The 11,674-nt window shown below is 70.5% G+C and carries 16 protein-coding genes; 2 read left to right on the plus strand and 14 right to left on the minus strand.

The window, feature by feature from the left end; translation table 11 throughout:
- Positions 1-11: 11 nt before the first annotated feature.
- From rapZ to ACY35P_RS09435, 10 genes are all read right to left on the minus strand, one after another.
- Positions 12-893, minus strand: coding sequence for an RNase adapter RapZ (gene rapZ / locus ACY35P_RS09390; protein ID WP_462115565.1), 882 nt, complete (start codon positions 891-893; stop codon positions 12-14).
- On the minus strand, positions 890-1,840 hold the full coding sequence (gene hprK, locus ACY35P_RS09395; protein WP_462115566.1) for an HPr(Ser) kinase/phosphatase: 951 nt from the start codon (positions 1,838-1,840) through the stop codon (positions 890-892). Before hprK ends, rapZ begins: the two co-directional genes overlap by 4 nt.
- Entirely contained in the window at positions 1,837-2,298 is a 462-nt protein-coding gene (locus ACY35P_RS09400) for a PTS sugar transporter subunit IIA (RefSeq protein ID WP_462115567.1), read from the minus strand. Before ACY35P_RS09400 ends, hprK begins: the two co-directional genes overlap by 4 nt.
- A gap of 5 nt (positions 2,299-2,303) precedes the next feature.
- Positions 2,304-2,630, minus strand: coding sequence for a ribosome hibernation-promoting factor, HPF/YfiA family (gene hpf / locus ACY35P_RS09405; protein ID WP_462115568.1), 327 nt, complete (start codon positions 2,628-2,630; stop codon positions 2,304-2,306).
- Between the two features lie 96 nt (positions 2,631-2,726).
- Entirely contained in the window at positions 2,727-4,127 is a 1,401-nt protein-coding gene (locus ACY35P_RS09410) for an RNA polymerase factor sigma-54 (RefSeq protein WP_462115569.1), read from the minus strand.
- A gap of 70 nt (positions 4,128-4,197) precedes the next feature.
- Entirely contained in the window at positions 4,198-4,917 is a 720-nt protein-coding gene (gene lptB, locus ACY35P_RS09415) for an LPS export ABC transporter ATP-binding protein (RefSeq protein ID WP_462115570.1), read from the minus strand.
- The gene (lptA, locus tag ACY35P_RS09420) at positions 4,917-5,429 is read right to left on the minus strand and encodes a lipopolysaccharide transport periplasmic protein LptA (RefSeq protein WP_462115571.1); all 513 of its coding nucleotides are present in this window, start codon (positions 5,427-5,429) and stop codon (positions 4,917-4,919) included. Before lptA ends, lptB begins: the two co-directional genes overlap by 1 nt.
- A complete protein-coding gene (lptC, locus tag ACY35P_RS09425; RefSeq protein WP_462115572.1) occupies positions 5,413-5,973 on the minus strand; it encodes an LPS export ABC transporter periplasmic protein LptC in 561 nt (186 codons plus the stop codon). The genes lptA and lptC overlap by 17 nt, the downstream gene beginning before the upstream one ends.
- A complete protein-coding gene (locus tag ACY35P_RS09430; RefSeq protein WP_462115573.1) occupies positions 5,970-6,542 on the minus strand; it encodes a KdsC family phosphatase in 573 nt (190 codons plus the stop codon). The genes lptC and ACY35P_RS09430 overlap by 4 nt, the downstream gene beginning before the upstream one ends.
- 12 nt (positions 6,543-6,554) lie before the next feature.
- Positions 6,555-7,547: a KpsF/GutQ family sugar-phosphate isomerase gene (locus tag ACY35P_RS09435; RefSeq protein ID WP_462115574.1), complete on the minus strand. Its 993-nt coding sequence runs from the start codon at positions 7,545-7,547 to the stop codon at positions 6,555-6,557.
- Positions 7,548-7,647: 100 nt separating this feature from the next.
- Between ACY35P_RS09435 and ACY35P_RS09440 the strand changes: the two genes are divergently transcribed.
- Positions 7,648-7,884 (plus strand): BolA family protein, encoded by a 237-nt coding sequence (locus ACY35P_RS09440; RefSeq protein WP_462115575.1) that lies wholly within the window; start codon positions 7,648-7,650, stop codon positions 7,882-7,884.
- Between the two features lie 40 nt (positions 7,885-7,924).
- Positions 7,925-9,181, plus strand: coding sequence for a UDP-N-acetylglucosamine 1-carboxyvinyltransferase (gene murA, locus ACY35P_RS09445; RefSeq protein WP_462115576.1), 1,257 nt, complete (start codon positions 7,925-7,927; stop codon positions 9,179-9,181).
- Positions 9,182-9,248: 67 nt separating this feature from the next.
- On the opposite strand, the gene ACY35P_RS09450 is transcribed toward murA, so the two are convergent.
- The 4 genes from ACY35P_RS09450 to ACY35P_RS09465 form a co-directional block, all read right to left on the minus strand.
- A complete protein-coding gene (locus ACY35P_RS09450; protein WP_462115577.1) occupies positions 9,249-9,920 on the minus strand; it encodes a DUF3108 domain-containing protein in 672 nt (223 codons plus the stop codon).
- A gap of 4 nt (positions 9,921-9,924) precedes the next feature.
- Entirely contained in the window at positions 9,925-10,629 is a 705-nt protein-coding gene (locus ACY35P_RS09455) for a DUF3108 domain-containing protein (protein WP_462115578.1), read from the minus strand.
- Positions 10,626-11,285, minus strand: coding sequence for a phosphoribosylglycinamide formyltransferase (gene purN, locus ACY35P_RS09460; protein WP_462115579.1), 660 nt, complete (start codon positions 11,283-11,285; stop codon positions 10,626-10,628). The genes ACY35P_RS09455 and purN overlap by 4 nt, the downstream gene beginning before the upstream one ends.
- A 3-nt stretch (positions 11,286-11,288) precedes the next feature.
- Positions 11,289-11,674, minus strand: a 386-nt coding sequence (locus ACY35P_RS09465; RefSeq protein ID WP_462115580.1) for a hypothetical protein, incomplete at its 5' end; no start/stop codon positions are given.

The following is an 11,674-nucleotide window of genomic DNA, read 5'->3' on the forward strand; positions in this document are numbered from 1 at the left end:
GGTGGTGGAACTCAGTCGAGCTCGCGATGGTGCACGGCGACCTCGTGCCAGCCGATCTCGCGGGCGTGCAGGGCCATGCGTTCGGCGAGGTAGACGGAGCGGTGGCGCCCGCCCGAGCAGCCGAAGGCGATGGTCGCGTAGCTGCGCGTGCTGTCGGACTGCAGTCGGGGCAGCCACGCGTCGAGGAAGGCACGGAGCTGCGTGTAGAAGGCCTCGACGTCCTCCTGCTCGCGCAGGTACGCCTGCACCGCCGCATCGCGCCCAGAAAGAGGACGGAGCGACGGGATCCAGTGCGGGTTCGGCAGCGCGCGTGCGTCGAAGACGAAGTCGGCATCGGGCGGCACGCCGCGGCGATACGCGAACGATTCGAACAGCAGCGACATGCCGGTCTCGCTGCCGAGGCCGAACTCGGTGGTGACGTGCCGGCGCAGCTGGTGCACGTTCATGTCGCTGGTGTCGACGATCGCATCGGCCAGCTGGCGCAGCGGGCGCAGCAGTTGGCGTTCGAGCGCGATGGATTCGGGCAGCGAGAGTCCACGCCGCCCGAGCGGATGGCGTCGGCGCGTGTCCGCATAACGCTTGAGCAGCACGGTGTCGGCCGCGTCGAAGAAGACCAGTCGCGGGTCGAAGCCCATACCGCCGACTTCGGCGAGCGCGGCCGGCACGCGATCGAGCTCGTCGGCCCGGTTGCGAACGTCGATGCCGACGGCCACCTTGCGCGGGCCGCCGCCTTCGCCGCCGCTGATGTCGGCGACCAGCGCGGGCAGCAGCGTCGCGGGAAGGTTGTCGACGCAGTAGAAGCCGAGGTCCTCGAACGTGTGCAGGGCGACGGACTTGCCCGAGCCCGACAGGCCGCTCACGAGCACGAGATTCGCGGGCTCGGGCGTACTCATGCGTCGCCGCGCTCGAGGAAGTGGCTGTGGCGGGCCATGAAGGCCGCCGCCGGGTCGACGCCCTTCGCGCGCAGGATGTGCATGCGCGTCGCGGCTTCGGTGAGCACCGCGAGGTTGCGGCCGGGCATCACCGGGACCGAGATGGTGGGCACGTCGAGGTCGAGCACGCGCCGCAGGCCGAGGTCGCCGGTGATGCGCTCCAGTCCGCCGGGCGCGGTTTCGAGCGTCGGCGGCGTCAGGTGCACGATCAGGCGCAGGTACTTGTTCTTCTTGACCGCCGTGTCGCCGAACATCTGGCGCACGTTGAGAACGCCCAGTCCGCGAACTTCCAACATGTCTTGCAACAGCTCGGGACAGGCGCCGTCGAGCACGTCCGGCGCGATCTGCGTGAACTCGGGCGCGTCGTCGGCGACCAGCCGATGCCCGCGCGTCACCAGCTCCAGCGCGAGTTCGCTCTTGCCGGCGCCGGATTCCCCGGTGATCAGCACCCCGATCGAGTAGATCTCCATGAAGACGCCATGCAGCGTGACGCGCGGCGCGAGCTTGCGCGCGAGGTGGTACTGCAGGTGGTTGAGCAGCTCGTGCCCGCGGCGCGGCGAGATCCACAGCGGCGTCTCGCTTTCCTCCGCCGCGAGCCGCAGGTCTTCGGGGCAGGACTGGCCCTTGCTGATGACCAGGGCGAGCGGACGGAATTGGATGATCTTCTCGATCGTTTCCCAGCGCAGGCGCGAGTCCAGCGCGTCGAGCCACGCGAGTTCCTCGGTGCCGAGGATCTGCACGCGGTTCGGATAGATGATGTTGAGGTAGCCGGCGAGCGACGGGCGCCGCGCGACCGTGTCGACGGACTCCAGCACGCGCGGGCCGCCGCGACGACCGGCGAACCAGCGCAGGCCCAGGCGCTCGGCCTGCTGGTCGAAGAGTTCCTGCGCGCTGATGGAGAGATTCACGGGACGTCGTCGAGCAGGTGGCGGGCGAGGTCGCGGTCGTCGGCGGCGCCGCGCAGCGCATCGCGGAAATCGGCATTCGAAAAGCGCTCGGCGATCTCGCCCAGATGGGCGAGGTGGCCTGCGACTTCGTCCTCCGGGACCGCCATCGCGAATACGAGGTCGACCGGCCGCGCATCCGGCGCGGCGAACGAGACGGGGGTCCGCAGCACGACAAAGGCGCCGCGCGCGCGGTCGAGGCCGCCGATGCGCGCATGCGGAATCGCGACGCCGTGGCCGAGTGCGGTGCTGGAAAGCCGCTCGCGCGCGCGGAGGGAATCCGCGAGCGCGGCGGCGGGCAGGCCATGCCCCTCGATCGGCTGCGCCAGCAGGGAAGCCACCCGGTCCAGCACGCCATCCCGATCGAGCGGGGCGTCGATGCGGCCGATGCGTTCGCGCAGGAGCAGGTCGGCGAAGGGCATGCGGCTCAGGCGAGCTCGCCCGTGCGGGCGAGGCGCTCGCCGCGATGATGGTCGACCAGCTTTTCCTTGTGGCGCAGCAGCGCACGGTCGATCTTGTCGGCGAGCACGTCGATCGCGGCGTAGACGTCGATGCCGTCGGCATCGGCGTGGAAGGTGCGACCGGCGAGGATCACCGTCGCCTCGGCCCATTGCCGGGTCTTTTCCACCGCCAGGACGGTGCGGATTTCGAAGGGCTGCTCGAAATGGCGGGCGAGCCGCTCGAAGCGCGTGGCGACGTACTCGCGGAGCGCGGGCGTGACGTCGATATGCTGGCCGTGGATGTCGATACGCATGGGCATCTCCTCACTGTCTGCAAAGGCGGCCCCTTGGCCGCGATTCCAGAATGGCACGTCTGCGGGCCGACGGCTTGACGCCCGTCAAAGGATCGCTCAGGCGATCCGGACCCGGTCCTGCGACGACGGAATCCCCAGCGCCTCGCGGTATTTTGCCACCGTGCGCCGGGCGACCGGCACGCCAGCGCCCTGCAGGGACTCGGCCAGGCGGGCGTCGGACAGCGGCTTGCGGGGGTTCTCGGCCGCCACGAGCTGGCGGATCATCGCCTGCACCGCCGCGCTGGAGGTTTCCTCGGCGGTTCCGCCGCCCACGCTGGAGGCGAAGAAGGCGCGGAGCGCCAGGGTGCCGCGGGGGGTGCGCGCGTACTTGCGCGCGATGGCGCGGGAGACCGTCGACTCGTGGAGGCCCAGCTCGGCGGCCACCTCGCGCAGCGTCAACGGCAGCAGCGCGCCGCCCCCGGATTCCAGGAAGGCGGACTGCCGCTGCACGAGGCAGCGGGCGACGCGGAGCAGCGTCTCGCCCCGCGCCTCGACGTTGCGCAGCAGCCAGCGGGCTTCCTGCAGGTGGGTGCGGAGATAGCTCGCGTCCGCGGTGGAGGTCTGCGGGATCAGCGCTTCGTAGCCACGATGGATGCGCAGTCGCGGCCGTCCCTGGTCGGCCAGCGCCACGCGCCAGGCGCCGCGCTGCCGCCAGATCGTCACGTCCGGGGTGACATAGCTTTCGGGCGCCACGTCGCCGAGCTGGGCGCCCGGCCGCGGATCGAGCGACAGCAGCAGCGCGATCGCGCATTCGACGTCGTCGACTTCCGCGCCCAGTTCGATGGCGAGGCCCGCGGCGCCGAGCTTGGGCAGGCGTTCGAGGTGGTCGTGGCAGATGCGCTGCGCGAGCGCGCGGCCCGGCGTATCGGCGTCGAGCGCCGACAACTGCACGCACAGTGCCTCGGCGACCGAACGCGCACCGACGCCGACCGGATCGAAATGCTGGATGGCGTGCAGCACCATCAGCACCTCGTCGGTGTCGGGCACCGGATCGAGCGTCGCGGCGATCGCGTCGACCGGCTCGCGAAGGTAGCCGTCGTCGGAGATCGCTTCGATCAGCGCGACGCCGATCATGCGATCGCGCGGGGACAGCCCGCTCAGGTGCAGCTGCCACAGCAGGTGATCGTGCAGCGTCTCGGGTTCGGCGACCTGCTCGGCGAGGTTCGTATTGTCGTCGCTACCGGAGGCGGCGCCGCCCGCGCCTTCGGCCCAGCCGTCGAGGTCGCCGTCCGACCAGGACTCCTCGAAGCGATCGGGCGCATCGACGTCGATGGCGGCTTCGGGAAGCGCGATGACGTCGGGCGCGTCGTCCCATTCCAGCAGGGGATTGCTTTCGACCGCTTCCGACAGCTCCGCCTCGAGCTCGGCCGATGACAACTGCAGCAGGCGGATCGCCTGCTGCAACTGCGGCGTCATGACCAGCTGGTGTCCGAGGGTGGCCTGGAGGCGCGGTTTCATCGACATGCAAGGTACATCGCGTTCCTGTCGGAGGTCAGCCGCGGGCCGCCGCCGGTCGGGCGCACGAGCATTACAGTCGGAACGTTTCGCCGAGGTAGACGCGGCGCACGTCCGGGTTCGCGAGGATCGATTCGGGCGAACCCTGCGCGAGCACCATCCCCTCGTTGAGGATGTAGGCGCGGTCGCAGATGCCGAGCGTCTCGCGGACGTTGTGGTCGGTGATCAGCACGCCGATGCCGCGCTCGGTGAGGTGGCGCACGATCTTCTGGATCTCGCCGACGGAGATCGGATCGACGCCCGCGAAAGGCTCGTCGAGGAGCATCAGTCGCGGCTTCGCGGCGAGGGCGCGCGCGATCTCGACGCGACGGCGTTCGCCACCGGAGAGGCTCGCGCCGATCTGCTCGGCGACGTGCGCGACCTGCAACTCGTCGAGCAGCGAGGCGAGTTCGCGCTCGCGCCCCTTGCGGTCGAGGTCGGTGCGCAGTTCGAGCACCAGCCGGATGTTGTCGGCCACCGTGAGCCGGCGGAACACCGAAGGTTCCTGCGGCAGGTAGCCCACGCCGTGCTTGGCGCGCGCATACATCGGCTCGGCAGTGATGTCGCGGCCGTCGAGCAGGATCTGGCCCGCGTCCGCCGGCACCAGGCCGACGATCATGTAGAAGCACGTCGTCTTGCCGGCGCCGTTGGGGCCGAGCAGGCCGACCACTTCGCCGGCGTCGAGCGACAGCCCGAAGTCACGCACGACCTCGCGGGACCGGTAGCTCTTGCGCAGGCCTTCGGCACGCAGCATCAGGGCGAACCCTGGGCATTGCGCGGGAGGATGCGCATCTTGACGCGACCGCCACCCGCCGTGGCGCCGGCAGCCACCTGGCCGTTGCGCATGTTGTAGGTGATCTTGTCGCCGTTGAGCGTGCCGCGCGGCTGCTGGATGTTCACGCCGCCGGTGAACACGACGATCTCGGTGCGCAGGTCGTAGTCCACGCGTGCGGCCGTGGCGCTCATCGGCGTGCCGTCGTCCAGCTGCTGGCTCAGGCGAACCGGCGCGCCGGTGAGCACGGCCCGGGACGGGTCGCCGTTGACGCGCGACACCTCGGCGCGGGTCGCACGGATGTCGAGCGAGCCCTGGCGGATGGTGACGCCGCCGGTGAAGACGGTCACGCTGTTGTCGCTCAGCGAGCTGTCGAACGCGGCACCCTCGATGTCCATCGGCTGGCGACGGTCGGAGGAACGCGCGAATGCGGAGGTGCTCGCGAGGAGTGCCACGAGGGCGAGGGCGGCGACCGCCTTAGTTCGAGCGTACATAACGGGCCTTTGCGTCCTTCATGGTTACACGCTGGGTGTCGAGCCTTGCTTCCATGCCGTGTCCGCTGAGTATAAGACCCGGCTGCTGGACCCTGGTCGCGACCGGGGAGCTCGCGCGCTTCGCATCCGGAAACACGTTGAGCTGTTGCGTGGTCATGCTCACGGCCCCGCCCTGCGCGTTGGTGCTGGTGGCGAGCACGTCGCCGCGCAGGCGGATCTCGTCGCCCGCCGCCGACACCCAGCCGGTCCGCGAGCGCACGTTCCAGGGATTGCCGTCTCCCGCCGCCTTCGGCGGGATCACGAACAGCGGCGTGGCGATGGTGAGCGTGCGCACGTCCGGGTCCCGCGTGAGCTTCGGTGCGCGCAGCGTGAACGACTCGCGACCGGTGGCGTCGAGCGATACGAGTTCGAAGTCGTGCAGCGTGTAATCGGAACGCCCGGCTTCGAGCGGCGCGATGTCGTCGCGGCTCTGCTGCCACAACGACGTGCCGATCGCGACTGCCGCGACTGCGAGCACGATGCCGAGGACGACGCGCCAGTTCACGCCTGCGCTCCGATCGCCGCGGGCCGCTCGCCCAGCAGACCGTCGAGCAAGGACGCCACGTGGTCCTGCGCCTCGAGCAGCATGTCGCAGAACTCGCGCGCCGCGCCGTGGCCGGCCGGCTGCCGTGACTGCCAATGCGCATCTCGAGCGATCCAGGCATGCGCATCGGCCGGGCAGGCGGACAGCCCGACCGCCCGCATCACGCTCAGGTCGGGCAGGTCGTCGCCCATGAACGCGACCTCACCGAGGTCGAGACCGAGCGTGTCGGCGAGGCCGCGCACGCAGTCGAGCTTGTCGCCCACGCCGCACCAGGCACGCACGCCAAGCTCGGCGGCGCGGCGCTCCACCACCGGACTGGTCCGCGCGGTGACGAAAGCCACCTCGAGGCCCGCGCGACGCAGCAGGACCAGCCCCTGTCCGTCATGCACGTGGAAGGCCTTCGCCTCGCCGCCATCGGCGGAATAGATCAGGCGACCGTCGGTGAGCGTGCCGTCGACGTCGAAACACGCAAGGCGCACGCGGCGGGCGCGCGAACGGAGGTCCGGGGCGGGGGCGGTCGAGTCGGTCATGGAATCCGGGGGTTAAACCACCCGCGCACGCAACAGGTCGTGAATGTTCAGCGCACCGACCACGCGGCCGGCGGCGTCGACCACCAGCAGGCCGTTGATCTTGTACTGCTCCATCACGTGCGCCGCTTCGACGGCGAGCATCTCGGGCGCGATCGTGCGCGGCGCGCGGGTCATCACCTGTTCGATGGGCGTGTGGCGCAGGTCGAGCCGCGCGTCGTCCAGGGTGCGGCGCAGGTCGCCATCGGTGAAGACGCCGAGCAGGCGACCTTCGCCGTCCGCGACGGCGGTCAGCCCGAGACGCTTGTGGCTCATCTCGACGAGCGCTTCGCTCACCGACGCGGCGGGGCCGACGACTGGCAGGTCGGAGCCCGAGTGCATCACGTCCGCGATGTGCAGCAGCAGTCGACGCCCGAGGGCACCGGCGGGGTGCGAGCGCGCGAAGTCGTCGGCGGTGAAGCCCCGCGCCTCGAGCAAGGCGACCGCGAGTGCATCGCCCATCGCGAGCGAGGCCGTGGTGCTCGACGTGGGTGCGAGATGCAGCGGGCACGCTTCGGCCGGCACCGAGATGTCGAGGTGCACGTCGGCCTCGCGCGCCATCGTCGACTGGGGCCGGCCCGTCATCGCGATGACGACGTTGCCCTGTCGCCGCAGCACCGGCATCAGCGTGAGGATCTCGTCGCTCTCGCCCGAATACGACAGCGTCAGCACGACGTCGGCGTCGGTGATCATGCCGAGGTCGCCGTGCGCGGCCTCGCCCGGGTGCACGAAGAACGCCGGCGTGCCGGTGGAGGCGAGGGTCGCGGCGATCTTGCGCGCCACGTGCCCCGACTTACCCATGCCGATGCACACGACGCGGCCGTGCGCGGCCAGGATCCGGCGGCAGGCGTCCTCGAACGCCCCGTCGAGCCGGTCGGCGACGGCGGCGAGCGCGGCGGCCTCGACCGCGAAGACGCGGCGTCCGCTGGCGAGCAGGTCGGTGGCCGCCGGGGTGCTGGAGTCCGCCATTTCGGACGGGGGTCCTTTCAGCTAGGCTAAGTCCCCCAGTTTAAGCGGTCCGGGCGACCCCTGCCGGTCCGCCCCGCTCCGCGCTCAGCGAGGCGACGCCGTGAATCCCGAGACCATCCGTCAACTCATCGAGCAGGGCCTGCCCGGCGCCCGCGCCGACGTGCGCGGCGACGACGGCGTGCACTTCGAGGCGACGGTGGTCAGCGACGCCTTCCGGGGCAAGCTTCCGCTGGCGCGCCACCGCCTCGTCTACGCGACGCTGGGCGAGCGCATGGGCGGCGAGATCCACGCGCTGCAGCTCAAGACGCTGACCCCCGAGGAAGCCGGCGCGGCCTGAGGCGCGGCGGTCCCGACCTTTCATTTACCGAATCGAGTCCATGCAGAAGATCGTTGTCGAAGGCGGCGCGCCGCTCCACGGCGAAGTCCGTATTTCCGGCGCCAAGAACGCCGTGCTGCCGATCCTCTGCGCGACGCTGCTCGCCGACGGGCCGATGACGCTGCGCAACGTGCCGCACCTGCACGACGTGCACACCACCGCGCGCCTGCTCGCCGAGCTCGGCGCACGCGTCGGCGACGAGGGTCCGGGCGTGGTCACCGTCGATCCCACGACGGTGCACAGCCAGGTCGCCCCGTACGAGCTGGTCAAGACGATGCGCGCCTCGGTGCTCGTGCTGGGCCCGCTGCTCGCGAAGTACGGCCATGCCGAGGTCTCGCTGCCCGGTGGCTGCGCGATCGGCTCGCGCCCGGTGGACCTGCACATCAAGGGACTGCAGACGCTCGGCGCAAAGATCACCGTCGAGAACGGCTTCATCAAGGCCCAGGCCGATCGCCTGCGCGGCGCACGGCACGTCTTCGACATCGTGAGCGTCGGCGCCACCGAGAACGTGCTGATGGCGGCGGTGCTCGCGGAAGGGCGCACGGTGCTCGAGAACGCGGCGATGGAACCGGAAATCGTCGACCTCGCCGAATGCCTCGTCGCGATGGGCGCGAACATCACCGGCGCCGGCACCGGCCGCATCGTGGTGGAAGGCGTGGAGCGTCTTCGCGCCTGCACGCACCACGTCGTGGCGGACCGCATCGAAGCCGGGACGTTCCTCGTCGCCGCGGCGATGACGGGCGGGCGCGTCACGCTCACCCACGCCCGGCCGGACACGATGGATGCCGTGCTCGACAAGCTGAAGGAGACGGGCGCGGAGCTCGACTGCGACGGCGACCGCATCATGATCGACATGCACGGGCGTCGGCCGAAGGCCGTGGACATCACCACGGCGCCGCACCCGGGTTTCCCGACCGACATGCAGGCGCAGTTCATGGCGATGAACTGCGTCGCCGACGGCGTGTCGGTGATCAACGAGACGATCTTCGAAAACCGCTTCATGCACGTCAACGAACTGTTGCGGCTCGGTGCGGACATCCGCGTCGACGGCCACACGGCGGTGGTGCGCGGGGTGCCGCGCCTGAGCGGCGCCCCGGTGATGGCGACCGACCTGCGCGCGTCGGCGTCGCTGATCCTCGCCGGCCTCGTCGCCGACGGCACGACCACCATCGACCGCATCTACCACCTCGACCGCGGCTACGAGAACATCGAGCAGAAGCTCTCCGGGCTGGGCGCCAAGATCTCGCGTATCCGCTGAGGTTTTTAAACGACCGCGCAAGAAAAAGCCCCGCATCGCGGGGCTTTTTCACATCCAGAGGCAGCGCTTACTGCGCGATGCGCAGGTCGATGCTGTCGCCGTCGTCGACCTGCAGGATGCGCACCGGCACCGGCACGCCCGGCACCACCCACAGCGTCGTCTTCTTGTCGCCCGAGGTGCTGACGACCTTCGTCGCCTGCACCGACTTGCCGTTGACCGTCACCGCTTCCTTGCCGGCGACCGAGTAGCTGAGGTCGCGCGCCTTGCCGTTGTCGACCATGCGGTAGTGCAGCGGCTTGCCGGCGATCGCATCGCGTGCGATCGCGACGTTGACGAGCAGTGCGTCGAGGTCGCCCTTCTGCAGCTTCACCGGGCCGGCGCGGTCGGCCTTCACGTCGCCCGACCACGTCGCCACGCCCTTCGACCAGTCGTACGTGGCGTTCTTGTTCGACTTCTTGATCAGCAGCTTGTTGCTGTCGCTGCCGGAGAGCGGGCGCAGCACGCCGCCAGCTTCGTCGAAGACGGTGGTCTGGACGAGGTTCGCCATCTGGTTGCGCACCTCGAGCGTGTAGCGCCACTGGCCGTCGCCCGCCGGCTCGATGGCCATGCGGCCGGTCGCCTTCATGCCCATGTAGTTCGCCTGGTAGGCCGCATTGAACGGCTGCGCGGCGAAGGCGGGCGCGCCGGCGAGGGCGAGCGAGGCGGCCAGAATGGCACCGCGGAGGAACGTCTTCGTCATGTGGTCAGGCTCCCGTGTATTCGATGAGGCGAAGGTCGTACGTGTCTTCGCCGTTTTCCCGTTGCAGGATGCGGATCGGCGTCGGAACGCCCTCCGCGACCCAGATCGAGGTCTGCTCGTCGCCCGATTGCACCCGGTCGACGCGCATCGCGCTGTACCGCAACTCGCCGACGACCATGTCCTCGGGCATGGGCGCCACGGCATACCGCTGCATCCGGGCCCGCCCGCTGTCGACGTAGCGATAGTCCAGCGACTGCCCGGGGCGCGCGTCGCGGATCACCGCGAGGTTGATCAGGAGGCCGCTCATGTCGCCGGGTTCCAGCGGCACGGGGGCCTGGCGGGACTTCTTCACGTCTCCCGTCCAGGTCGCCCTGCGAGCCGACCAATCGTAGACGCCGGTACTCTGCTTGCGCGTGAACAGAAGCTTCCGCACCGTGCTCTGCGACAGCGGGCGATAGGTGCCGTTCACCTCGTCGAAGACGGTGCTCTGCTGCGCGTTGAGGCCGGCGAGGCCGACGAGGCCCTTGCCGTCCATGACGAGGTCCACGCGCCAGCGGTCGCCCGCCGGAACGACCTGCAGGGTGGCGACGCCGAGCGCCCGGCCGCCTCGATACACGTCGTAGCTCGCGCGGAACGGCTGCACGGCGGCCGCGGTCGTCGACAGGGCGAGCAGGGCGGACGCGATGACCAGTCGGGCCAGGCGATTCATTCGGCGACCTCCACGAGTTCCATGCCGCCCAGCTGCAGCGGCCGTGCGAGCGGGTGGCCGTCGACGGTGACGCGACCGCCGTCGAGGCGCAGTCGACCGGCGGCGAACATCGCGAGCGTGGCGAGCAGCAGCGGATGCTCGCGCTCGAGCACGCGGCCGGCGAGGCTCGTCGCGTCGTCGCCGGGCACCACGGCGACGCGCGCCTGCGCGATGACCGGCCCCCCGTCGAGCTCGGGCGTCACGAAATGGACGCTGGCGCCATGCTCGAGCGCGCCCGCCGCGAGCGCCTGCTCGTGGGTGCGCAGGCCCTTGAACAGCGGCAGCAACGACGGGTGGATGTTGATCATGCGGCCGGCCCACGCCTCGACCTGGGCGGCGCCCAGCAGGCGCATGTATCCGGCGCAGACGATGAGGTCGGGCTGAACGTCGGAGATCGCCTGGAACAGCGCAGCGTCGAACTGCGCCCGCGACCCGAACGCCGCGGGCGGGCAGGCGTGTGCCGGAACGCCGGCGGCGCGGGCGCGTTCGAGGGCGAACGCCTTCGGTTGATCCGAGAACACGCTGACCACGCGCGCGTCGAGCGCACCGTCGCCGATCGCGTCGAGGATGGCCTGCAGGTTGCTGCCGCGGCCGGAGGCGAGGACGGCGAGGCGCATCGGTCAGCGGAACGCAGCGCGGACCGACGAACGGGTCAGCAGCACCAGTGTGAAGACGCCGAGGACCGTGCCGAACGGCATGAGCATGCACTCGACGCCGGCGACGGCGAGGCAGAGCGTGTGCCGGCGCCGCGTGCGCAGGCATCGGCCGGCGTAGGCGATGAACGTCGCGAGCGTCAGCCCGCCGAGGACGAACATCGCGCCGACGCCGACGAACAGCCAGCCGAACCACGGCGGCGGCGGGTTGGGCCCGTCCATGCCCCCGGTGATCGCGGCGACGCCGATCGCGACGTGGATCAGCGGGAACAGGGACGCATTACCGGCTGCGGCCGCATCGCGCCACGGAGCGGAACGGGACGGGTTGCTGTGGCGAGCGCCGACGGGCCCGT

It is taken from the genome of Lysobacter xanthus (genome assembly GCF_047159895.1).